General features: G+C 71.0%; 15 protein-coding genes. 7 read left to right on the top strand and 8 right to left on the bottom strand.

The features are described from left to right. The 6 genes from rplC to rpsL all read right to left on the bottom strand — a co-directional run bounded on the left by rplC (window position 1) and on the right by rpsL (window position 5719). The gene (gene rplC / locus LV78_RS16245) at window positions 1–651 is read right to left on the bottom strand and encodes a 50S ribosomal protein L3 (RefSeq protein WP_015805291.1); all 651 of its coding nucleotides are present in this window, start codon (window positions 649–651) and stop codon (window positions 1–3) included. 52 nt (window positions 652–703) lie between these two features. Then, window positions 704–1009, bottom strand: coding sequence for a 30S ribosomal protein S10 (gene rpsJ, locus LV78_RS16240; protein ID WP_003938093.1), 306 nt, complete (start codon window positions 1007–1009; stop codon window positions 704–706). A 341-nt stretch (window positions 1010–1350) separates the two neighbouring features. Next, complete coding sequence (tuf, locus tag LV78_RS16235) at window positions 1351–2544, bottom strand: elongation factor Tu (RefSeq protein ID WP_253846098.1); 1194 nt, start codon at window positions 2542–2544, stop codon at window positions 1351–1353. Between the two features lie 137 nt (window positions 2545–2681). Next, window positions 2682–4784, bottom strand: coding sequence for an elongation factor G (fusA, locus tag LV78_RS16230; protein ID WP_253846097.1), 2103 nt, complete (start codon window positions 4782–4784; stop codon window positions 2682–2684). A gap of 90 nt (window positions 4785–4874) precedes the next feature. Next, a complete protein-coding gene (rpsG, locus tag LV78_RS16225; RefSeq protein WP_253846096.1) occupies window positions 4875–5345 on the bottom strand; it encodes a 30S ribosomal protein S7 in 471 nt (156 codons plus the stop codon). Next, window positions 5345–5719 carry a 30S ribosomal protein S12 gene (rpsL, locus tag LV78_RS16220; RefSeq protein ID WP_015805295.1) on the bottom strand — a complete coding sequence of 125 codons (375 nt, stop codon included), beginning with the start codon at window positions 5717–5719 and terminating at the stop codon, window positions 5345–5347. The genes rpsG and rpsL overlap by 1 nt, the downstream gene beginning before the upstream one ends. Before the next feature lie 723 nt (window positions 5720–6442). On the opposite strand from rpsL, the gene LV78_RS16215 reads away from it, so the two are divergent. The 7 genes from LV78_RS16215 to LV78_RS16185 are packed head-to-tail and all read left to right on the top strand — an operon-like array spanning window position 6443 to window position 16742. Beyond that, entirely contained in the window at window positions 6443–7084 is a 642-nt protein-coding gene (locus LV78_RS16215; protein ID WP_253846095.1) for a YbaB/EbfC family nucleoid-associated protein, read from the top strand. After that, window positions 7081–7401, top strand: a complete 321-nt coding sequence (locus tag LV78_RS16210; RefSeq protein ID WP_253846094.1) for a WXG100 family type VII secretion target — start codon at window positions 7081–7083, stop codon at window positions 7399–7401. The genes LV78_RS16215 and LV78_RS16210 overlap by 4 nt, the downstream gene beginning before the upstream one ends. Before the next feature lies 1 nt (window position 7402). Further along, entirely contained in the window at window positions 7403–13276 is a 5874-nt protein-coding gene (locus tag LV78_RS16205) for a WXG100-like domain-containing protein (protein ID WP_253846093.1), read from the top strand. Beyond that, on the top strand, window positions 13273–13821 hold the full coding sequence (locus LV78_RS16200) for a scabin-related ADP-ribosyltransferase (RefSeq protein WP_253846092.1): 549 nt from the start codon (window positions 13273–13275) through the stop codon (window positions 13819–13821). The genes LV78_RS16205 and LV78_RS16200 overlap by 4 nt, the downstream gene beginning before the upstream one ends. Then, window positions 13818–15530 carry a hypothetical protein gene (locus LV78_RS16195; protein ID WP_253846091.1) on the top strand — a complete coding sequence of 571 codons (1713 nt, stop codon included), beginning with the start codon at window positions 13818–13820 and terminating at the stop codon, window positions 15528–15530. The genes LV78_RS16200 and LV78_RS16195 overlap by 4 nt, the downstream gene beginning before the upstream one ends. A 19-nt stretch (window positions 15531–15549) precedes the next feature. Further along, window positions 15550–16410 carry a phosphotransferase family protein gene (locus LV78_RS16190; protein ID WP_253846090.1) on the top strand — a complete coding sequence of 287 codons (861 nt, stop codon included), beginning with the start codon at window positions 15550–15552 and terminating at the stop codon, window positions 16408–16410. 38 nt (window positions 16411–16448) lie between these two features. Continuing rightward, the gene (locus tag LV78_RS16185) at window positions 16449–16742 is read left to right on the top strand and encodes a TFIIB-type zinc ribbon-containing protein (protein ID WP_015805300.1); all 294 of its coding nucleotides are present in this window, start codon (window positions 16449–16451) and stop codon (window positions 16740–16742) included. Window positions 16743–16982: 240 nt separating this feature from the next. Here LV78_RS16185 and LV78_RS16180 read toward each other — a convergent pair whose 3' ends face one another. Together LV78_RS16180 and rpoB are read right to left on the bottom strand one after the other, a co-directional pair. After that, window positions 16983–20879 (bottom strand): DNA-directed RNA polymerase subunit beta', encoded by a 3897-nt coding sequence (locus tag LV78_RS16180; RefSeq protein WP_015805301.1) that lies wholly within the window; start codon window positions 20877–20879, stop codon window positions 16983–16985. Window positions 20880–20996: 117 nt separating this feature from the next. Then, entirely contained in the window at window positions 20997–24479 is a 3483-nt protein-coding gene (gene rpoB, locus LV78_RS16175) for a DNA-directed RNA polymerase subunit beta (protein WP_253846089.1), read from the bottom strand. Window positions 24480–24573: the final 94 nt, after the last annotated feature.

Genomic DNA, 24573 nt, shown 5'->3' with positions numbered 1-24573 from the left:
TCAGGCACCGCCCTTCGCAGCGGTCTTGACGAACACGGTGCCGCCCTTGGGGCCGGGAACCGCGCCCTTGATGAGCAGCAGGCCGGACTCGGCGTCGACGCGGAAGACCTTGAGGTTCTGGGTCGTCACGCGGGCGTGGCCCATGCGGCCCGCCATGCGGAGGCCCTTGAACACGCGGCCGGGCGTGGCGCAGCCGCCGATCGAACCGGGCGAGCGGTGCTTGCGCTGGGTGCCGTGGCTGGCGCCGAGACCGGCGAAGCCGTGGCGCTTCATGACACCCGCGTAGCCCTTGCCCCTGCTGGTGCCGACCACGTCGACAACCGCGCCGGCCTCGAACACCTCAGCGGTGATCTCCTGGCCGACCTGGTACTCGGAGGCGTCCGTGGTGCGCAGCTCCGCCAGGTGGCGGCGGGGCGTGACGCCCGCCTTGGCGAAGTGGCCCGCAACGGGCTTGATGACCTTGCGCGGGTCGATCGCGCCGAAGGCCAGCTGCACGGCCGAGTAGCCGTCGTTCTCCTGGGTCCGAACCTGGGTGACCACGTTCGGCTCGGCCTTGACGACGGTCACCGGGACGACCCGGTTGTTCTCGTCGAAGACCTGAGTCATGCCGAGCTTGGTGCCCAGGAGGCCCTTAACCTGCCTGTCAGACATGGGTCTCGTTACTCTCCGCCCCAAATGGGATCAACACTGCCGCGTCCAACGCTTACTGGATGTTGACGTCGACGCTCGCCGGCAGGTCGATGCGCATGAGCGCGTCCACCGTCTTCGGCGTCGGGTCGAGGATGTCGATCAGACGCTTGTGCGTGCGCATCTCGAAGTGCTCGCGCGAGTCCTTGTACTTGTGCGGCGAGCGGATGACGCAGTAAACGTTCTTCTCAGTGGGCAGCGGCACAGGCCCGACGACCCGAGCGCCGGTGCGCGTCACGGTCTCGACGATCTTGCGCGCGGACGCGTCGATCGCCTCGTGGTCGTAGGCCTTGAGCCGGATGCGGATCTTCTGTCCCGCCATAGTGGCTTGCCGTTCCTCTGCTTCTAGTACCGCCGCGGTGCGGGCACCTTTCGCGAGGTCACGGGACCTCCGGCGCGCTCCGCCCCCTATTCAGGACTGACACCGAGCGGTGTCACGGTGCCCGGTCCACGCGGTCGGGCGTGTCGCCCTCCCGGCCATAAACCGGTCCCACTGATGAAACCTGTGGGATTGTGTGCCCAACACGATCATGATCAAACCCCGCTCGTGACGGGGCGGCCAGGTCCATGGTTCTGGACCGGCCGCCCCGACGAGCAACCCGTCAATAGTTGCACACTCTCGTGCGCAAGCCAAATCCGGGGGGTGATTCAGTTAGCGCGAGGTCACTTGATGATCTTGGTGACCGAGCCCGCACCGACGGTGCGGCCACCCTCGCGGATGGCGAACCGCAGGCCCTCGTCCATGGCGATCGGCTGGATCAGCTTCACGGCCATCGAGGTGTTGTCGCCCGGCATGACCATCTCGGTGCCCTCGGGGAGGGTCACGACGCCGGTCACGTCGGTGGTGCGGAAGTAGAACTGCGGGCGGTAGTTGTTGAAGAACGGCGTGTGGCGACCGCCCTCGTCCTTCGACAGGATGTAGACCTGCGCGTCGAACTCGGTGTGCGGGGTCGTGGTGCCGGGCTTCACGATCACCATGCCGCGCTCGACGTCCTCGCGCTTGATGCCGCGGAGCAGCAGCGCGGCGTTGTCGCCGGCCTGGCCCTCGTCGAGGAACTTCTTGAACATCTCGATCGAGGTCACCGTGGTCTTGCGCGAGGTGTCCTTGATGCCGACGATCTCGACCTCTTCGTTCACCTTGATGATGCCGCGCTCGATGCGACCGGTGACGACGGTGCCACGACCGGTGATCGTGAAGACGTCCTCGACCGGCATCAGGAACGGGCGCTCGATGTCGCGCGGGGGCTCCGGGATGCTCTCGTCCACGGCGTCCATGAGGCCGATGAGCTTCTCGCCCCACTCGGCGTCGCCCTCCAGCGCCTTCAGCGCGGAGACGCGGACGACGGGCAGGTCGTCACCGGGGAACTCGTACTCGGAGAGCAGCTCGCGCACCTCGAGCTCGACGAGCTCCAGGATCTCCTCGTCGTCCACCATGTCGGCCTTGTTCAGGGCCACCACGATGTAGGGCACACCGACCTGGCGGGCCAGGAGCACGTGCTCCTTGGTCTGCGGCATCGGGCCGTCGGTCGCCGCGACCACCAGGATGGCGCCGTCCATCTGCGCCGCACCGGTGATCATGTTCTTGATGTAGTCGGCGTGACCGGGGCAGTCGACGTGCGCGTAGTGGCGCTTCTCGGTCTGGTACTCGATGTGGGCGATCGAGATCGTGATGCCGCGCTGCTTCTCCTCCGGCGCCTTGTCGATCTGGTCGAACGGCGTGAAGGGGTTCAGGTCCGGGTACTTGTCGTGCAGGACCTTGGAGATCGCTGCGGTCAGCGTCGTCTTGCCATGGTCGATGTGACCGATGGTGCCGATGTTGACGTGCGGCTTCGTCCGCTCGAACTTCGCCTTCGCCACTGGATTGTCCTCCTGGACTTCTATTGCTTTACCCGGCGGGTGTGGTTCGACCCGCCGGGCATCACGTCAGGGTTTTGCGGACCCCAGGGACTGAACCCCCGGAGAGCCCGCGTGGTGCTGCGGTGCTCCGGTTTGGGTTACTCGCCCGTCGCCTTCGCGATGATCTCCTTCGAGACGTTCGCGGGAACCTCTGCGTAGGAGTCGAACGTCATCGAGTAGTTCGCCCGACCCTGGGTCTTCGACCGCAGGTCACCGACGTACCCGAACATCTCCGACAGCGGGACGAGCGCCTTGACGACGCGAGTTCCGCTGCGCTCCTCCATGGCCTGGATCTGGCCGCGGCGGGAGTTGAGGTCGCCGATCACGTCGCCCATGTACTCCTCGGGCGTGGTGACCTCGACAGCCATCAGGGGCTCCAGGATCGCGGGGCTCGCCTGGCGAGCCGCTTCCTTGAGCGCCATCGAACCGGCGATCTTGAACGCCATCTCCGACGAGTCGACCTCGTGGTAGGCGCCGTCCGTCAGCGTCAGCTTCACGCCGACCAGCGGGTAGCCCGCCAGCACGCCGTACTGCATGGCGTCCTGCGCGCCCGCGTCGACCGAGGGGATGTACTCCCTCGGGATGCGGCCACCGGTGACGGCGTTGACGAACTCGTAGAGCGCGCCGTCTTCCTTCTTCTCCAGCGGCTCCAGGTCGATGAGGACCTTGGCGAACTGGCCGGAGCCACCGGTCTGCTTCTTGTGGGTGTAGGAGTACTTCTCCACCTTGCGGCGGATCGTCTCCCGGTACGCCACCTGCGGCTTGCCGATGTTGGCCTCGACCTTGAACTCGCGGCGCATGCGGTCCACCAGGATGTCCAGGTGGAGCTCGCCCATGCCCGCGATGATGGTCTGGCCGGTCTCCTCGTCGAGCTTGACCCGGAAGGTCGGGTCCTCCTCGGCGAGCTTCTGGATCGCGGTGCCCAGCTTCTCCTGGTCGGCCTTCGTCTTGGGCTCGATGGCCACTTCGATGACCGGCTCGGGGAAGGTCATGGACTCCAGCACGATCGGGTGCTGACCGTCCGACAGGGTCTCACCGGTCGTGGTGTCCTTGAGACCGATCACGGCGTAGATGTGGCCCGCGATGGCCTCGGTGACCGGGTTCTCCTTGTTGGCGTGCATCTGGAAGATCTTCCCGATGCGCTCCTTGCGGTCCTTGGTCGAGTTGATGACCTGGGACCCGGAGGCGACCTGACCCGAGTACACCCGGATGTAGGTCAGCTTGCCGAAGAAGGGGTGCGCGGCGATCTTGAACGCCAGCGCGGCGAACGGCTCGTCCTTGGCGGGCTTGCGCGTGACCACGGTCTCGCCGTCCTGCAGCGTGCCCTCGACCGGCGGGAGGTCGAGCGGCGACGGCAGGTAGTCGATCACGGCGTCGAGCATGGGCTGGACGCCCTTGTTCTTGAACGCCGAGCCGCACAGCACCGGGTAGGCCGAGCCGTCCTTGACGATCTGGCGGATGCCCGTCTTGATCTGCTCGACGGACAGCTCCTCGCCCCCGAGGTACAGCTCCATCAGGGCGTCGTCGGTCTCGGCCACGGCCTCGACCAGCTGCTCGCGGTACTCCTGCGCGCGCTCCAGCAGATCCGCGGGGATCTCCTCGACGGCGTAGTCCTCGCCCTTCTGGACCTCGCCGCGCCAGGTGAGGGCGCGCATGTTGATCAGGTCGACGACGCCGATGAAGTCGCTCTCGGAGCCGATCGGCAGCTGGAGCGGCAGGGGCTTGGCGCCCAGGCGCTCCTTGATCGTCCTGATGGTGAAGTAGAAGTCCGCGCCCAGCTTGTCCATCTTGTTGACGAAGCAGATGCGGGGAACGTCGTACTTCGAGGCCTGCCGCCACACCTGCTCGGACTGGGGCTCGACGCCCTCCTTGCCGTCGAACACCGCGACGGCGCCGTCGAGCACGCGGAGGTTGCGCTCCACCTCGACCGTGAAGTCGACGTGGCCCGGCGTGTCGATCAGGTTGATCTGGTGGTCCTTCCAGAAGCAGGTCGTCGCGGCCGACGTGATCGTGATGCCGCGCTCCTGCTCCTGCTCCATCCAGTCCATCACGGCCGCGCCGTCGTGGACCTCGCCGATCTTGTAGCTGATCCCGGTGTAGAACAGGATCCGCTCGGTCGTCGTGGTCTTGCCCGCGTCGATGTGGGCCATGATGCCGATGTTCCGGACCTTGGCCAGATCAGTGAGCACGTCCTGTGCCACGGGTGTTTCCCCTGTCTTGAGCTAGCTGGAAGCAGGCTCACTAGGGCCGGGAGGAGCCCGGCCGGGGGAAGACCCCGGCCGGGCGTCACGTCACCAGCGGTAGTGGGCGAAGGCCTTGTTCGACTCGGCCATCTTGTGGGTGTCCTCGCGGCGCTTGACGCTCGCGCCCAGGCCGTTGCTCGCGTCGAGCAGCTCGTTCATCAGGCGCTCGATCATGGTCTTCTCACGGCGCTGCCGGGAGAAGGTGATCAGCCAGCGCAGGGCGAGCGTGGTCGAACGACCCGGCTTCACCTCGATGGGGACCTGGTAGGTCGCGCCACCGACGCGGCGGCTCTTGACCTCCAGGGCGGGCTTGACGTTGTCGAGCGCGCGCTTCAGCGTCACGACCGGGTCGGTGCCGGTCTTCTCGCGAGCACCCTCCAGGGCGCCGTACACGATCCGCTCGGCCACGGAGCGCTTGCCGTCGACCAGCACCTTGTTGATGAGCTGGGTCACCAGCGGAGAGCTGTAGACCGGGTCGGAGATCAGCGGCCGCTTCGGGGCCGGTCCCTTGCGGGGCATCAGCTCTTCTCCTTCTTCGCGCCGTAGCGGCTGCGAGCCTGCTTGCGGTTCTTGACGCCCTGGGTGTCCAGCGAACCGCGAATGATCTTGTAGCGGACGCCGGGGAGGTCCTTCACACGACCGCCGCGCACGAGCACCATCGAGTGCTCCTGCAGGTTGTGGCCCTCACCGGGGATGTACGCGGTGACCTCGATGCCGCTGGTCAGGCGAACACGGGCGACCTTGCGCAGAGCCGAGTTCGGCTTCTTGGGCGTGGTCGTGTAGACGCGGGTGCACACACCGCGCCGCTGCGGGCTGCCCTTGAGGGCCGCCGTCTTCTGCTTGGCGACCTTGTCCTGCCGGCCCTTGCGGACCAGCTGCTGGATCGTTGGCATACGCCTGGCTGCTTCTTCCGTTCACGTGCCCGCCGTCGGGACGGCGAGCGCTGTTACCTGGTCCCTCTCTGCACCCGAGGTCGGGCGTGTCGCACCCCACCGGCATGGCCGAGCGGGGGTTGAACCGCCTCACCACAGGTCCGCAGGCGACGTCCCAGGACACCCCTGCGTGTGGAGGTCACCGCGACCCGCCCTCCAGAACAACTGGCGCGTGGGCACGCGGCGCGACCCGACATGGGTCGGGCACGAGTACCAAAGATACTCCGCACGGTCAGCACCGGTCAAAACGGCCCCGCCCCGGGGGTGGAACCCGCTCTCGTTCACCCGTGCGGTCGATTCAACCACCGGTTCCGGAGATCCGCACGGCAGTTTTCCCGGCGCCGGTGAGCGCCGCGTGGCCGCAGGCGGCGCGGCTTTCACCGGACCGCGCGGCGGGGCCGTCGCACGGCCGGGGTCCGGGTGCGCGCGGCCGGGCGCAGAGCCACCCGGACGCGCGGGCGCGACGGGTCGGCGGGCCGCCGCGGGCGTCCCCTCCGGACACCAGCGGGCGCGCCTGCGGGGACGGCGCCGGAACCGGGTCGAACGGCCACTCCGGACGGTGCGCCCCGCCCCTCCGGTGATCTCGGCTCCAATGCGCCGAATCCCCGTACAGGGATGGGCGGGAGCATTAGATTCCGATGCGCTTTTCCCTCACCCACCGTCACCGGAAGGCCCGGACGCCACATGCCCGACTGGGACGACAACGACGCCCTCGCCGCCCGGAACGCCCAGCTGCGCGACACGCTCGACAGCGTCATGCGCGAGGTGAGGCAGCGCACCGAGGCGCTCAAGGACGTGCAGGCCGCCGTCGCCGCCCTGTCCGGCCGCGCGTCGTCGCCGGACGGCTCGGTCACCGCCGTGGTCGACTCCACGGGCGTGCTGGACCGGCTGGAGCTCGGGCCCCGCGCGTTCGAGCGGTCCACCCCGGAGCAGCTGGCCAGGACCATCACGGCGGTGGTCCGGCAGGCCGCCGGTTCGGTGCGCGACCAGGTGAGCGGCGCGATGGCCCCGCTGGCCGAGGACGGCGAGCCGAGGATCGACCTGCCGGACATCCTGCCCGGCGCGCCGTCGCTGCGGGACATGCTGAGGGTCGAGCCGCGCGACGAGACCCCGCCGCCCCCGCCGCCGGGCGACGACTTCGACGGCCCGGTGCTGCGCCCCAGCTCGGCGCCCGAGCCCCCCTCGGCGCAGCCCCCGCACCCCCAGCCGCCGCACGGCGCACCCCCGCAGCGCCCCGGCAAGCCCGCCCCGCGCAGGCCCGCCCCGTCGGACGACGACGAGGACTTCGGCGGGAACTCGATCATGAACAGGGGTGACAGCTGGTGACCGGCGGGTCGATGGAGATCAGGGCGGAGGGCGTCGTCGCCGCCGCCAAGAAGATCGACAACGCGGGTGCGGACCTGGGCGAGCGGATCGCCGCGCTCACCTCGGCGCTGGGAGCCGAGGGCGCCTGCTGGGGCGGTGACGAGTCAGGGCAGCAGTTCGCCAAGAACTACCAGCCGAGCGCGGACAAGGCCGTGGACGCGATGCGGAAGGCCGCCGAGGCGATCGCCTCCATCGCCAGGGGCCTGACCGAGCAGGCCGAGTCGGTGCGCGGGCTCGACGACGAGATCCGGGCGCGCCTCGGCCGGGCGGACGGCTGACGTGGGAATCGAGATCCCCGGTTGGCTGGAGAAGGTCGCGTGGCTCGCGGCGGGCGAGTGGCCGGAGGGCGACGAGACCGCGCTGCGCAGGCTCGGCACGGCGTGGGACCGGGCGGCGGAGGACGTCGACGCGGTGCTCCGCGACGCCGACGCGGCGGTGGCCGAGGCGCTGTCCAACATGGACGGCGAGTCGGCGGACGCGGTCCGGCGGTTCTGGGCCCAGTACGCGGACGGCGACCAGGCGGCGCTGAAGGCGCTGGAGGAGCAGTCGCGGGGGCTCGGCGCGGAGTGCCGCAACTGCGCGCTCCAGATCGAGTACGCGAAGCTGTCGATCCTGATCGCGCTGGGGATCTTCCTGGCCGAACTGCTGGCGATGCTGGCGTCGGCGGTGTTCACGGCGGGCGCGTCCACGGCGGGCATCGTGCCCGCGCAGATCGCCACCAGGGTGACGATCCAGACGATCGTCCGCCAGCTGGTCCAGTCGCTGGTGCAGCGCCTGGGGCGGAGCCTGGTCGGCGCGGTGGTGCGGTCCGTGGTGACCGAGGTCGCCACGTCGGTCGGCACGGACCTGGCGGTGCAGGCGATCCAGATCGCGAAGGGCGACCGCCAGGGCATCGACGGCAAGCTGGTCGGCGACGCGGCCCTGTCCGGCGCCATCTCCGGCGGCACCGGCGCGCTGATCGGCGCGGGCGGCGACAAGCTGCTCGGCAACGGGCTCGAGGGCCTGGCGAAGAACGCGCTGAAGGACGCCGCCGAGGAGGCGGTCACCGGCGTGGCCTCGACGGTCGTGGAGGCGGCCGTCACCGGCGAGGACCTGAAGTTCGACGACCTGCTGCAGAGCGCGGTGGGCGGCGGCGTCGGCGGCTTGGTCGGGGGCGCGAAGAACCACTTCGACGGCGCCTCGCACGGCGGTTCGGCGCTCGATCCGGGTGGGTCCCTCGACCTGGGCGGCGGCTCTGCCGACGCGCCGTCGACCAGGCTGGACCTGGACGCGCGGTCGGCGCCGGTCCCGACGGGGAGCCTGCCGCACGAGGGCGGCGGTCCGCAGCAGGCTGGCCCTGCGGAGCCGCAGGCACCCAGGCGCGCGCAGGACGCGACGTCGGCGTCGTACGCGACGACGACCCCGGCGGAGCCCGCGCACGCCCCGCAGTCGTTCCAGGAGCCCGCGCAGAGGGGACCGCAGCAGGCCGCGCCCCAGCAGTTCGCGCCGCAGCAGTTCCCCCAGTCCGCTCCCGCGCAGTCCGCTCCCGCCCAGGCGCCCGCGTCCACGCAGGGCAGCGGCACGCAGGCGCAGCAGCCGACCCCCAGGAGCACAGCTCCCACCCCGCCGCACGCGCCGCAGTCCGCTCCGCACCAGCCGTCCAGCCCCACGCCGCAGTCGACCTCGCAGGGCTCGCAGCACCAGCCGCAGTCCACCGCGCCCCAGTCGCACCCGGCGCAGCAGCAACCGCACTCCCCCGCGCCGCAGCAGGCGCCGCAGTCCCAGCCGCAGGCGCCCCAACCGCAGTCGGCCCAACCACACCCCCAGTCCCAGCCACAGGCGCAGCCGCACACCCCACCCCAGTCCCACCCCGGCCAGCCCACCCCGAGCGCACCCGCGCCCGGCCCCCAGCAGCCGCACCAGCCGCCCGCCCCGCAGTCACCCACCCAGCACGCGCCCGCCCACCAGTCCCCCGTCCAGCAACCCCACCAGCAGGGCACGACCACCCAGCAGAGCGGCACGACGACCCCGCAGTTCCAGGGCGGCTGGTCACCGCAGCAGGCCCCGCCGAACCTCCCGAACCGCGCACCGGACCAGCCGGTCCCGGACGGCCGTCCGCAGCAGCAGGCGTTCCAGCCGCAGCAACCGCACTTCCCGCAGCCGAGCCCCCAGCCGAGCCCCCAGGCGGGTCCGCCCCGGAGCAGGCCCGCGTCACCGCAGGCCCCGCTCGGCGGGCAGCACCCCCGGCCGACCGGCCCGCCCCCGCAGCAGGGCCACCCCGGCAGGCCCCAGGGCGACCCGTCCCGGCCGCACCGGACCGAGCGCCCCGCACCGGACCAGCGCGGGCAGGCGCCCGCGCGACGCTCGGACGGCCCGCCCCCGGACGTCCCGCAGCAGCGGCCGACCGCCCCGGCGCGCCACCAGGACGCCCCGGCGGCCCAGCGCGCCGACGCCCCCGCCCAGCGGGTGGACGGCCCGGCTCCCCACCGGGACGCCCCGGCCACCCCGCACCGCGACCCGGCGAGCGAGTCCCCGCGCCCGCGCACCGAGCAGGAGCAGGTGTCGCGGATGCGCAAGCGGTTCTCGCTGCCCCCGGAGCTGGCGCACCTCCAGCCGCGCGCGGCCCTGACCAGGTCGGGCCTCTCGCTGCACCAGGACAAGCTCCACCCGGCCGTGCACCGCTCGGCGGACCGGGTCCCCGAGGACCCGAGCACCTACACCGTCGACGTCCACGGCACCGGGACCAGCGCGTCGGTGGACGGCAACCGCCTGTCGCCCGAGCAGCTCGCGGACATCATCCGGTCCACCGGCGACTGGGACGGCCGGAAGCCGATCCGGCTCATCTCCTGCAACACCGGCACGGACCCCGGCGGCTTCGCCGCGCGGCTCTCGCGCGAGCTGGGCGTGGAGGTCATCGCCCCGTCGAAGTACGCCTGGGTGGACGAGGCGGGCAACGTGTTCGCCTCGTCGAAGGAGCCCTCCCCCGACCGCCCGGACGGCGCTCCCGGCTGGCCGCCCAACGGCTCGTGGATCACCCACCGACCGGACGGCACCAGCACCGACCACAACTCGACCACCCCGCCGGGCCACGCCGCGAACTGGGGCGACACCACACCGGGCAAGGCGCCGAGGGCCTGGCACCGCGCCTCGCCCGACCAGCCGCCGCGCTGGGCCGGTCCCGCGCACGACCAGCACGGCGGTCAGGCGGGCAACCCGCACCAGACCAGGTCGGGCAAGGGCGCGCTCGGCTGGGTCAAGCAGGTGTTCACCCGCCAGCCCGAGGTCGACCCGCACGCGAACTCCCCCTTCCGGGGCTGGACCCCGGAGGCCGCGCAGCAGCGCCAGCAGCAGGGCCTCACCGGCCAGCAGCCCTGGGCCGCCCCGCAACCCCAGCCGCCCACGGTCCACCCGTCGACGCCGGTCCCGCCCGGCCAGACCGCCGGACACCCCGGTTGGCCGGGCGGCCCGCAGCACCCCCACGGCCAGGCCCAGGGCCCCGGCAGGCAGCAGGCCCCCGCGCCCTTCGGCAACGGCGACAACTCCCGGCGCACGCCGAACGGCAACCCCGGCGCGCCGCAGTTCGGGCAGCCCGCGGCGAGGCAGCCGCTCGGGCAGAACCACTTCGGCGCGCCGCCCCAGCAGGGCGGTCACCCCCACCAGCCGCTCGGCGGCCAGCACCAGCAGCCCGGTCCGGGCCGACCGGGCGCCCAGTCGCAGCAGCAGGGCATCCCGCAGGGCCACCGGCAACAGGCAGGCATCCCTCAGGGCTACCAGCAGCAGCCGGGTCATCGGCCTGCGGGCGGCCAGCCCGGAATCGGCCAGCCCGTGGGCGGACAGCCCATGGGCAGCCAGACCGCAGGCGGACAGCCCGTGGGTGGACAGCCCGTAGGCGGACAGCCCGTGGGCAGCCAGCCCTTGGGCAGCCATCGAACCGGCGGTCAGCCGGGGGGCCAGCCGCAGGGCTTCGCCCAGCCGAGGCCCGCGCAGCCCGGCCTCCCCCAGCCCGGCCTCCCCCAGCCCGGCCCCGCGCAGCCCGGCCTACCGCAGGCCCGCCCCGCGCAAACCGGCCCCGCGCAGCCGGGCTACCGGCAGGGCCCGCCGCCGCAGGCGGGTTCCACGCCTCCGGGCGCGGGTAGGCCGGGGCCGCAGCAGTTCAGCCCGAACCCCGCCCCTGGGCGGCCCGGTTTCGCGCAGCCCGGCTCACCACAGCCAGGTTTCGCACGGCCGACCACTCCGCAGACCGGCCCCGCCCAGCCAGACGCCGTTCGGCAGGGTTCGCCGCAGCCAACCCCTGCCCAGCCGGACGCCGCTCGGCCGAGTTCACCGCAGCCAGCCCTTGCCCAGCCAGGCGCCGCTCAGCCAGGTTCACCGCAGCCAGGCCAGGCCCAGCCAGGCCCCACCCCGCAGCAGCGGCACCCCCAGACCCCGCCCTCCGGCTTCCAGCAGGGCGGCCAGGTCGCGCCGTCCGCGCCCCCGGTCGACAACCGCAGCCAGCGGCCTGCGTCCCCGCCCCCTCCGGTGGGTGGTCAGCCGCAGGGCGAGCGCCCGCCCGCGCACCGACCCACGTCCCCGGACGCGCAGCAGCCGGGCGCTCCCCGCGCGGAGACTCCGGCACGTCCGCAGCAGACCGCCGACCTGCCCGCCCCCGAGGTCGAGCAGACCACCGGGCGCCCGCAGCAGGCGCTCGCGGACCTGCCCCGGCCCCACCAGCCGTCCCCGCAGGACGTGCACGCGCAGAGCGCGCCGGAGCAGGTCGCGCCGGAGCAGCCGAAACCCGAGCGGTCGGCCGAGCCGGAAACCGCCGCGAAGCCCGTCGAGCCCACGCCACCCGCAGCACCACGCGGCATCGCCGACCGGCTGGTCGACGGGCTCGCCGACCCCACCACCCCCGTCGGGCGCGACCACGCCCCGGCCCCCGACCGGACCCCCGACCACCGGCCGGAGGACTCCGGGTCCCCCCTGCCCGAGCAGCCCGCCCACGACCTCGGGCCCGACGAGTGGAAGTCCGCCGACCAGCTGCTCGAGGACTTCCTGGCCGCCTTCCACGAGCAGCTCGACCAGGAAGCGGCGTTCCGGGACGCCGTGAAGACCCCGTCCGGGCTGGAGTGGGTCGACCCGAGGAAGCAGACGATCCCCCCGGACGGCTGGCCCGACGGCCTGTCCGACGAGGAGCTGCGGGCGCTGCCGCAGGACGAGCGCAGGCGGCGCGAGGCCGAGGTGCTGCTGCGCGAGGAGGCGCTGCGGACCTACCGCGCGGAGGGCGGGTACGCGCTGACCCCGGAGGAGGCCCAAGAGCTGACCCGGATGAGCTACGTCGGCGACGACGGGCGCTTCGTCCACCTGCCCGACGTGCCCGAGCACGGCATCACCCCGGACTTCCTGAACGACCTGAACAGGTACCTGGAGGAGCGCGGCCGTCCGAGGTACGAGGAGTACGACTTCAAGCCCGGCGAGCCCATCCCGGAGGAGTACCGGCTGACCAGGTCGGCTCCCGAGGAGATCACCAGGAACGACCTCGACCTCACCGGCCAGGAGGTCCACGACCTGGTCCTGGGGAGCAGTGGCGACCTCAAGCAGCTGGTCTGGCACTCGTACGGGGACGAGTGGCACCTCAAGAAGAACGCCTACTACCGGATGGACTCCCGAGGTCCGGAGCAGGTGGCGGCCGAGGGCTTCACGCCGATCGGCGACCCCGCCGACTACCACTTCAACGTGGAGTCGCACATCTCCGGGAACACCACCAGCAGCGGGTTCGTGTCGGCCTGCCGGGACCTGAAGGACATCTTCTCCCGCACCGGCGCGCAGCACGATCCGGGCGGCGCCCGCACCCCGTACGAGGTGTTCGACAACGGGGACGGCACCGCGACGGTCGAGGGGTGGGTGCACGCCTTCCACGTCCCGGCGGGGATCGACGCCGACGCCACGCTGCGGGACAACCCGGTGGGCGGCATGTCGGGCGACTCCGCGCACCAGGAGAGCGAGATCACCGTGCCCGGCGGCGTCCCGCCCCGGAACATCTCCTCGTCCTTCCTGATGCGGATGGTCGTCCCCCTCGTGGACGGCGTCCCCGACTTCAAGAACGTGACGCGCCGGTCGATCGGCGAGCACGTCGAGAACCCCGGCTTCGACCCCGACCCCGAGCGGCCCGCGACGCGGACAGGCGGAAGAACATGATCATCTGGCGGAAAGCCGCGGACTACCTGAACCCGAAGAACGCGCTCTTCCGGCGCGAGGCCACCCCGCCCGAGCAGGTGTTCGCCGAGGGCTTCCGCGCGGGCGGCGACGAGTTCGGCCTCGACCACCACGTCATGTTCGGCCAGGTCGAGCGGAGCGCGTTCGTGTCCTTCTCCCTCGGGGTGGAGAACCCGCTGCTCCAGCGGCCCGACGAGCGCGCTGCGACAGTGGTCCAGGACAGCAGGAGCTGGATCCAGGTCGAGTACCTGTACCAGGTCTTTCACCCGAACGGGCTGCACGTGGACGCCACCTGGCACGAGCTCGGGCGCCCGCCGCTCCCCGCCGGGCAGCGCGGGCAGCTGCTGATCCCCGGCGGTGTCCCCGGCGCGCTGGTGAAGGACGCGATCCCGATCCTGCTCACCTACCGGCTCGACGAGTACGGGTACCTCTACCTCCACTCGAAGTCCTTCAAGGACAACATCCCCAACGCAGCCTTCGCCCCCGACGAGGTCGAGTGGGTCGGCAACACCGGAGCGCAGAAGTGAGAGCGATCTTCCCCGAGTCCGCTGACCCGGTCCGCTGCGCGGTCGCCAACGACGAGCTGCGCGCGGTGGAGTCCTGGGAGTGGAGTCCCTTCGGCGGCAGGCTCACCTTCGCGGACGGCACGGTCGGGCAGCCGCCGAACTCGTACGAGGCGGTGCTGACCGCGTGGCCCTGCGTGACCGTGGAGGGCAGGACCGCGACGTTCGAGAAGCTCGTCGAGGGCGGCAAGGTCCTGGTGACGACGTCGGGCTGGCGGGTGCCGGAGGGCGGGGTCCCCGCACCGCACGCCGTCATGACGCCCTCGCTCGACGTCGTGGAGAGCCTGTTCCAGTACCGCGCCTCCTACCTCCCCGGCACCGACGCCTCCCCCGCGCCGTTCCTCTACCGGGCGTCGGAGTTCCCCGAGCCCGCCCCCGAGGAGGGAACCGAGGAGCACCTGGCCGCGCTCAAGGCGCTGATCGCCGAGCACGCGCCGGAGGGCTGGCTCTCGGCGCGGATCGAGGTGGAGGCGCTGAGCGGCTGGCAGCTGCTGACCGCGACCGCCCTGCTGGACGGGGACGAGGAGGTCGTCCACTGGTACCCGCCGCTGATGGTGGGCCAGTGGTTCGACCGGCTGCGCTCCCGGATGTACCGGTCGTCGCGGGGCGCCTGGTACAAGGCGGACCTGACCTTCGCACCCGACGGCGAGGTCGTCGCCTCGTACGACTGGCAGAGCGAGCCGCGCTGGCGGACGTTCAACTTCCGCTACCCGGACGAGCACCCCAACCCGCTGGTCAAGCACGACCTGCTGCGCTTCCCGAGAGCGCTCCAGGACGCGCCGGAGTGGGTCGTGCGGGCCAACTCGGACGGGCTGGACCTGGAGGTCACCCCGGACCGGGGCGTGCTCCCGCAGCAGGAGCCCCCGGTCCCGGCGATGATCCCGGCCAGGGTCTTCGAGCACTTCTCCGGCGACGGCGAGACGGGCTACCGGGTCGGCTCCCACCGCCCCCGGCTTCACCCGGACGAGCGGCAGCTGGTGCTGGACTACCTGAACAACGCGGTCGCGGTCCTGACCGGTCGGGGCCTGGAGGTCGACCGCATGGACCCGGCGCACCCCGAGACGGTGCCCGCGGTGTTCCTGACCGACGGCCGGTGGGTGTGGGCGGGGATGATCGCCTACTACCTGGAGCACCACGACCTGCCCCCCGAGCCGGGGCTGCTCGCGCACATCAGGTCGCGGCGCTACCTGCTGCCGGAGCGGGTGTCGTCGGTGTCGCGGGCGCGCGCGCTGTCGTACGCGATGAACCGGCAGGGCAGCCACGACCTCGCGGACCTCGAACCGGGGGTGGCCGAGGAGGTCGAGACGGCGCTGGACGCGGCGCGGGGCATCGCCGAGCACCTGGGCCTGAACCCGATGGCGTACTCGCTGGGCGAGCACGCCGACGGCGCGATCAACCTGGTGCGGCAGGACGACGACTTCGTCGTGTACTGGGACTACCGGGGGCGGCGGCAGTTCTACACGGCCTTCGACAACCCCGGTGACGCGGCGACCTACCTGATCGGGTTCTTCTACAGCTACACGACGGCGCTGCGCGAGCCCGTGGACCTGCCTCGGGCGCAGGACGACGAGCAGGGGGCGACCGGGCAGGTGTCGACCGGGCAGGCGCAGGACCAGCAGGCGGGGAACCAGCAGCCCGCCGAGGGCGGGCAGCCGCCCCCGCCGCAGGCCTGATCGGTGGTTCACTGACGCCGTGGACGAGTTGATCACCGCGATGGGCGCGCTCGCCGGGGCCGAGGGCGGCTCCGGCGCCGTCGAGGTCGTCGCGGTGCGCGGGGACGTCGTGGTCGTGCGGGCCGGGGACGTCGTGCTGAAGGCGCACGAGCCCGGCACGGACGGCGGCGCGCTCGGGGCTCGGCTGGACGTCGCGCGCGGGCTCGGCGGGGTGCTGCTCGCGCCGCTCGGGCCCCCGGTCGAGGTGCTGGGGCGGGTGGTGACGCGGTGGCCCTTCGGGGAGGCCGTGCCGCAGTCCGAGCCCGAGGCGTTCCCGCTGGCGGACGCCGGGCGGTTGCTGGCGGCGCTGCACCTGGCGCCCGTGCCGCCGGGCACGCCCGAGGCGAGCGCCTGGAGCCGGATGGCGCGGGCCGTGCGGGAGGTGCCCGCCGGGGTTCCCGGCGCGGACGTGGTGCTGGGCGCGTTCGGCACGCTGCCCGACCCGCCGCGCGGCGCGGCGCTCGTCCACGGCGACTGGCACCTCGGCCAGCTGCTGCGCCACGACGGGGGCTGGCGGCTCATCGACCTCGACGACCTCGGGTGGGGCCACCCCGCCTGGGACCTCGCCCGGCCCGCCGCGCTGCTGCTCGTCGGGGTGCTGGACGGGCGCGAGTGGGACCGGCTGCTGACCGCCTACCTGGACGCGGGCGGACCGGCCGTCGACCCCGCCGACCCGTGGGCCGCGCTGGAGGCGCCCGCGCGGGCGCTCGTGGTGCAGATGGCGGCTCGGGCGCTGACCGCGTCGGTCCGCGACGGCGCGCCCCTGGAACCCGCGCAGGAAGCCCTGGTCGCGGCCTGCGACCGGATCGTCTCGACCCACCGGGGACCGCGCCGCGGCTAATATCGCGGTCACCGGGCGAAGACCAGGAGGTACCAGTGATGCAGTGTCCCAAGTGCCATGCGCAGATGCGCACCTATGACCGCATGGGCGTGCACATCGAGCAGTGCGACGGCTGCCGGGGCGTCTTCCTCGACTACGGCGAGCTGGAGGCGATCACCCGGCTGGAGAAGCAGATGGCGACCCCGCCGCCGCCCCCTCCCGCCGCCGCTCCCGCACCCGCGCAGGTCCACTACGTGCAGCAGCCGCCGCCCGTCTGGGGTCAGCCGCACTACGGCGGCCACTACGGCCACCGCAAGCACCGCGGCCTGTCCGGCCTGTTCTACTCCTCGTGACCACTCGGGGGTGGTGACCACGCGGGGGTGAACCACGCAGGGGGACCGAGGGGGTTGTCCGTCACCGGACCGACCGATCGCCCGGACCTTCGCTGAACGAGATCGGCGGCGCCCGAACCGGGCGCCGCCGATCTGCTTTTCACCCGGTCGTGAGCCCCCGCGAGCAGCACCGCAGGCGCCGGGAAACGGGAGAAGGCCCCCGGCGAGACGCCGGGGGCCTTCCCACAACCAGAGCTCCGGTCAGCGGTAGTCGCGGCCGAAGTCGTAGTCGTCCAGCGGAACCGCGGCGCCCGTGCCGGTCCCGAACACGTCCGGCGTGTAGTAGCCGTCGTCGTAGCTCGGGATGGCGTACGCGGCGGCGCGCGCCTCCTCGGTCGGCTGCACCTGGATGTTCCGGTACCGGTTGATGCCGGTACCGGCCGGGATCAGCTTGCCGATGATCACGTTCTCCTTCAGGCCGATCAGCTTGTCCGACCGCCCGTTGATGGCGGCGTCGGTCAGGACGCGCGTCGTCTCCTGGAAGGAGGCCGCCGACAGCCACGAGTCCGTGGCCAGCGACGCCTTCGTGATGCCCATCAGGACCGGGCGACCGGCGGCGGGCTCGCCGCCCTCGGCCACGACCTGGCGGTTGCCCGACTCGAAGTCCGCGCGCTCGACCAGCGAGCCCGGCAGGAACTCCGTCGCACCCGAGTCGATGATCGTGACCCGGCGCAGCATCTGCCGGACGATGACCTCGATGTGCTTGTCGTGGATCGCCACGCCCTGGGCGCGGTAGACCTTCTGGACTTCCTGCACCAGGTGCAGCTGGGCCTCGCGCGGACCCATGACCCGCAGGACCTCGTGCGGGTCGGGCGTGCCCTCCAGCAGCTGCTGGCCGACGCTCACGTGGTCGCCGTCCTGCAGCGGGCCGGTGGCCGTGTTGGCCAGGCGCTGACGCTTCGAGAGCTTCTCGAAGAGGATCTCCTCGGACCCGTCGTCCGGGATGAGGGTGATCTTCCAGAAGCGGTCGCCGTCCTCGATCCGCACGCGGCCGTCGACGTCGGCGATGGGCGCCTTGCCCTTCGGGACGCGGGCCTCGAACAGCTCCTGGACACGCGGCAGACCGGTGGTGATGTCGTCACCGGCCACACCACCCTGGTGGAAGGTGCGCATCGTCAGCTGGGTGCCGGGCTCACCGATCGACTGGGCGGCGACGATGCCGACGGCCTCGCCGACGTCGACCAGCTGGCCGGTGGCCATCGAGCGGCCGTAGCAGGACGCGCACACGCCGACCGCGGACTCGCAGGTCAGCACGGAGCGGACCTTCACCCGGACGACGTTGTTGGTCACCAGGGTCTGGAGCGCCGGGTCGCCCAGGTCGTCACCGCGGTTGAGGACGAGGTTGCCGTCCTTGTCGGTGATGTCCTCGGCCAGGGTCCGGGCGTACACGCTGGTCTGCGCGAACTCGTGCAGGCCGACGCGGTCGCTCAGGACCTCGCCCACGGTCATGCCGACGCCGCGGGTGGTGCCGCAGTCGATCTCGCGGATGATGACGTCCTGCGAGACGTCCACGAGACGACGGGTCAGGTAGCCCGAGTCCGCCGTGCGGAGCGCGGTGTCGGCCAGACCCTTGCGGGCGCCGTGCGTGGCGATGAAGTACTCCAGGACCGACAAGCCCTCGCGGAACGAGTTCTTGATCGGGCGCGGGATGTACTCGCCCTTCGGGTTCGTGACCAGGCCGCGCATACCCGCGAGGGAGCGGACCTGGGTCATGTTGCCCGCCGCGCCGGACTTCACGATCTTGCGGATCGAGTTGTCCTCGGGGAAGTTGTCCTCCATGACCTGGGCGACGTCCTCGGTCGCCTTGGTCCACACCTTGACGAGCTCGTTGTTGCGCTCGGTGTAGGACAGCTGACCGCGCTGGTAGCGCTTCTCCACCGCGTCCGCGAGCTTCTCGTACTCGTCGAGGATGCCCTGCTTGGCCTCGGGGACGAGCACGTCGGAGATCGCGACGGTCACGCCGGAGCGGGTGGCCCAGTGGAAGCCGGCGTCCTTCAGCTTGTCCAGCGTCCGGGCGACGGTGACCATCGGGTACCGCTCGGCGAGGTCGTTGATGACCGTGGCCTGCCGCTTCTTGGGCATGACCTCGTTCAGGAACGGGTAGTCCTGCGGCAGGACCTCGTTGAACAGCACCCGGCCGAGGGTGGTCTCGGCCAGCCACGGCTGACCGGGCTCCCAGCCCTCGGGCTCCTGGCCGCGCGGCGGGTTCTTGTCGGTGATGCGGATCTTGCACATCGCCTGCAGGCCCAGCGCCTTGCGGTCGAACGCCATCTGCGCCTCGGCGGGCGAGGAGTACGCCTGGCCCTCGCCGAGGTCGTCCTCCTTGTGCCAGGTCAGGTGGTACAGACCCGTCACCATGTCCAGTCGCGGCATGGCCAGCGGCTTGCCGGACGCGGGCGAGAGGATGTTGTTCGACGACAGCATCAGCACGCGCGCCTCGGCCTGGGCCTCGGCGGACAGCGGCAGGTGCACGGCCATCTGGTCACCGTCGAAGTCGGCGTTGAACGCCTCGCAGACGAGCGGGTGGAGCTGGATGGCCTTGCCCTCGACCAGCTGCGGCTCGAAGGCCTGGATGCCGAGGCGGTGCAGCGTGGGCGCGCGGTTGAGCAGCACGGGGTGCTCGGTGATGACCTCTTCGAGGACGTCCCACACGGCGGGGCGCGCGCGCTCGACCATGCGCTTGGCCGACTTGATGTTCTGCGCGTGGTTCAGGTCCACCAGGCGCTTCATCACGAACGGCTTGAACAGCTCCAGCGCCATCTGCTTGGGCAGACCGCACTGGTGCAGCTTGAGCTGCGGGCCGACCACGATGACCGAGCGGCCGGAGTAGTCGACGCGCTTGCCGAGCAGGTTCTGGCGGAACCGGCCCTGCTTGCCCTTGAGCAGGTCGGACAGCGACTTGAGCGGGCGGTTGCCCGGACCGGTCACCGGACGGCCGCGACGGCCGTTGTCGAACAGCGCGTCGACGGCCTCCTGCAGCATCCGCTTCTCGTTGTTGACGATGATCTCGGGCGCGCCGAGGTCGATCAGTCGCTTGAGGCGGTTGTTGCGGTTGATGACGCGGCGGTACAGGTCGTTCAGGTCGGAGGTCGCGAAGCGGCCACCGTCGAGCTGCACCATCGGGCGCAGGTCCGGCGGGATGACCGGGACGCAGTCCAGGACCATGCCCTGCGGGTTGTTGCGGGTCGCCTGGAACGCGGCGACGACCTTGAGGCGCTTGAGGGCGCGGAGCTTCTTCTGGCCCTTGCCGCTGCGGATGGTCTCGCGCAGCACCTCGGCCTCGGCGTCCACGTCGTAGTCGCCGAGCAGCTTCTGGATGGCCTCGGCGCCCATGGCGCCGGTGAAGTAGTCGCCGTACCGGTCGTACAGCTCGCGGTAGAGCTGCTCGTCCGCGATGAGCTGGGCGCGCTCCAGCTTGACGAACGTGCTCCAGATCTCGTCGAGCCGGTCCAGCTCGCGCTGGGCGCGGTCGCGGAGCTGGCGCATCTCGCGCTCGCCGCCCTCCTTGACCTTGCGGCGGACGTCGGACTTGGCGCCCTCGGCCTCCAGCTCGGCCAGGTCGGCTTCCAGCTTCTGCGCGCGGGCCTCGACGTCCGCGTCGCGGCGGTTCTCGACGCGCTTGCGCTCGACCTGCATCTCGCTGTCGAGCGTGGGCTGGTCGGTGTGGCGCAGCTCCGCGTTGACGCCCACGATGACGTAGGCCGCGAAGTAGATGATCTTCTCGAGGTCCTTGGGGGCCAGGTCGAGCAGGTAGCCCAACCGGCTGGGGACGCCCTTGAAGTACCAGATGTGGGTGACCGGCGCGGCCAGTTCGATGTGGCCCATGCGCTCGCGGCGCACCTTGGCGCGGGTCACCTCGACGCCGCAGCGCTCGCAGATGATGCCCTTGAAGCGCACGCGCTTGTACTTGCCGCAGTAGCACTCCCAGTCCCTGGTGGGACCGAAGATCTTCTCGCAGAACAAGCCGTCCTTCTCCGGCTTGAGCGTGCGGTAGTTGATGGTCTCGGGCTTCTTGACCTCGCCGAAGGACCACTGGCGGATGTCGTCCGCGGTGGCGAGACCGATGCGGAGCTCATCGAAGAAGTTGACGTCGAGCACGTCTACTCTCTTCCCCTTTTGGATCGGTTGCCCCGAAAGCAGGGCTGGAGGGCTGGCTCAGGAGCTGGGGGGAGCCGAGGGGGCGCCGGTAGGGGCGCCCTCCTCGGTTCCGGCGGGTCAGTTGACGACGTCGTCCACGGACGGCGACTCGGACCGCGACAGGTTGATGCCGAGGTTCGCGGCCGCGCGCTCCAGGTCTTCGTCGTCGCCGTCGCGCATCTCGATCGCGGCGCCGTCCGAGGACAGCACCTCGACGTTGAGGCACAGCGACTGGAGCTCCTTGAGCAGCACCTTGAAGGACTCCGGGATGCCCGGCTCCGGGATGTTCTCGCCCTTGACGATGGCCTCGTAGACCTTCACGCGGCCGAGCACGTCGTCGGACTTGATGGTGAGCAGCTCCTGCAGGGTGTAGGCGGCGCCGTACGCCTGCATCGCCCAGCACTCCATCTCACCGAAGCGCTGACCACCGAACTGCGCCTTACCACCCAGCGGCTGCTGCGTGATCATCGAGTACGGGCCGGTGGAGCGCGCGTGGATCTTGTCGTCCACCAGGTGCAGCAGCTTCAGGATGTACATGTAGCCGACCGACACGGGGAAGGGGTACGGCTCGCCGCTGCGCCCGTCGAAGAGCTGCGCCTTGCCGTTCTCCTTGACCATGCGCTCGCCGTCGCGGTTCGGGACCGTCGAGCCCAGCAGGCCCGTGATCTCCTCCTCGCGCGCGCCGTCGAAGACGGGCGTGGCGGTCTTCGTGCCGGGGTCGACCTCGTAGAGGTCGGCGGGCAGGTTCTTCGCCCAGTCCGGGTCGCCGTTGATGCTCCAGCCCTGCTTGGCGATCCACCCGAGGTGGGTCTCCAGGACCTGGCCGATGTTCATACGACGGGGGACGCCGTGCGTGTTCAGCACGATGTCGACCGGGGTGCCGTCCTCCAGGAAGGGCATGTCCTCGACGGGGAGGATCTTGCCGATGACGCCCTTGTTGCCGTGGCGACCGGCGAGCTTGTCGCCGTCCTGGATCTTGCGCTTCTGGGCCACGTACACGCGGACCAGCTCGTTCACGCCGGGGGGCAGCTCGTCGTCGTCCTCGCGGCTGAACACGCGGATGCCGATGACCTTGCCGTACTCGCCGTGGGGCACCTTGAGCGAGGTGTCGCGGACCTCGCGCGCCTTCTCGCCGAAGATCGCGCGGAGCAGCCGCTCCTCGGGGGTCAGCTCGGTCTCGCCCTTGGGCGTGACCTTGCCGACGAGGATGTCGCCCGGCTGGACCTCGGCGCCGATGCGGATGATGCCGCGCTCGTCCAGGTCGGCCAGGACCTCCTCGGAGACGTTCGGGATGTCCCGCGTGATCTCCTCGGCGCCCAGCTTGGTGTCGCGGGCGTCGATCTCGTGCTCCTCGATGTGGATCGAGGTCAGGACGTCGTCCTGCACGAGGCGCTGCGACAGGATGATCGCGTCCTCGTAGTTGTGGCCCTCCCACGGCATGATCGCCACGAGCAGGTTCTTGCCCAGGGCCATCTCGCCGTTCTCGGTGCACGGGCCGTCCGCGAGGACCTGGCCCTCCTGCACCCGGTCGCCCTCGTGCACGATGGGCTTCTGGTTGATGCAGGTGCCCTGGTTCGACCGGCGGAACTTGTGCATCCCGTAGGTCTGGCGGGAGCCGTCGTCGGCCATGACCGTGACGTAGTCGGCGGAGATCTCCTCCACCACGCCGGTCTTCTTGGCCACCACGACGTCGCCCGCGTCGACCGCGGCGCGCAGCTCCATGCCGGTGCCGACCAGCGGGGACTCGCTGCGCAGCAGCGGCACCGCCTGGCGCTGCATGTTCGCGCCCATGAGGGCGCGGTTCGCGTCGTCGTGCTCGAGGAAGGGGATCATCGCCGTCGCGGCGGAGACCATCTGGCGGGGCGAGACGTCCATGTAGTCGACGTCGCGCGGGTCGATCATCTCGACCTCGCCGCCCTTCTTGCGGACCAGGACCTTGGCCTCGAGGAAGTTGCCCTCCCCGTCGACCTTGGCGTTCGCCTGGGCCTTGACGTACCGGTCCTCCTCGTCCGCGGTCAGGTAGTCGATCTGGTCGGTGACCTGACCGTCGACGACCTTGCGGTACGGCGTCTCGATGAAGCCGAACGGGTTGACCCGCCCGTAGGAGGACAGCGAGCCGATCAGGCCGATGTTCGGGCCTTCAGGGGTCTCGATGGGGCACATGCGGCCGTAGTGCGACGGGTGGACGTCGCGGACCTCCATGCCCGCGCGCTCACGCGACAGACCACCGGGGCCCAGCGCCGAGAGGCGGCGCTTGTGGGTCAGACCGGCCAGCGGGTTGGTCTGGTCCATGAACTGCGAGAGCTGGGACGTGCCGAAGAACTCCTTGATCGCCGCCACGACGGGGCGGATGTTGATCAGGGTCTGCGGCGTGATCGCCTCGACGTCCTGGGTCGTCATGCGCTCGCGCACGACGCGCTCCATGCGGGAGAGGCCGACCCGGATCTGGTTCTGGATCAGCTCGCCGACGGTGCGCAGGCGGCGGTTGCCGAAGTGGTCGATGTCGTCGACCTCGACCGGCACCTCGGTCTCGCCCGGCTGCATGCTGGTCTCACCGGCGTGCAGGCGGACCAGGTACTCGATCGTCGTGACGATGTCGTCCTCGGTCAGCACGCCGGTGCTGATCGGGGTGTCCAGGCCCAGCTTCTTGTTGACCTTGTACCGGCCGACCTTGGCGAGGTCGTAGCGCTTCTCCTTGAAGAAGAGCGTCTCCAGCAGGGCCTGGGCGGACTCCTTCGTCGGGGGCTCGCCGGGGCGCAGCTTGCGGTAGATGTCGAGCAGGGCCTCGTCGGTGCCCGCCGTGTGGTCCTTCTCCAGCGTCGTCAGCAGCGTCTCGCTGAAGGAGAAGCGCTCGCGGATCTGCTCGGTGCTCCAGCCGAGCGCCTTGAGCAGCACGGTGACCGGCTGGCGGCGCTTGCGGTCGATGCGGACACCCACGGTGTCGCGCTTGTCGACGTCGAACTCCAGCCACGCGCCCCTGGAAGGAATGATCTTGACCGAGAAGACGTCCTTGTCGGTCGTCTTGTCGATCGCGGTGTCGTAGTAGACGCCGGGGGAGCGGACGAGCTGGGACACGACGACCCGCTCGGTGCCGTTGATGATGAACGTGCCCTTGTCGGTCATCATCGGGAAGTCACCCATGAACACCGTCTGGCTCTTGATCTCGCCAGTGGTGTGGTTGGTGAACTCCGCGGTGACGAACAGCGGGGCCGCGTACGTCATGTCCTTGTCCTTGCACTCCTCGGTCGAGGCCTTGACCTCGTCGAAGCGCGGATCGGAGAAGGACAGGGACATCGAGCCGGAGAAGTCCTCGATGGGGGAGATCTCGTTCAGGACCTCTTCGAGACCGCCCGTCGGCGCCTCGTCACCTGCGTCGACCCGGCGCTGGAACCACGCCTCGTCGCCGGTGAGCCACTCGAACGACTGGATCTGGAGGTCGAGCAGGTTGGGCGTCTGGAGCGGCTCGTGGATCTTCGCAAACGAAACCCGCTTCGGCGCTCCGGGAATCCCCGACGTGGAGTTGGTCGCAGCAGTGGCCTTGGTCGCGCGAGAGATCGCCAAGATGCGTCCTTCCAGGGACAGTTAGCTGGCTAGTCAGCGGAACTAGCACGGCTGTCAAGGGTGCGGCGATGCCCGGCAATCCAGCTCTCGGCGA

This window comes from Actinosynnema pretiosum (assembly GCF_024171695.1).
Classification (GTDB): domain Bacteria; phylum Actinomycetota; class Actinomycetes; order Mycobacteriales; family Pseudonocardiaceae; genus Actinosynnema; species Actinosynnema pretiosum.
This window is presented reverse-complemented; position numbering and strand designations above follow the sequence as displayed.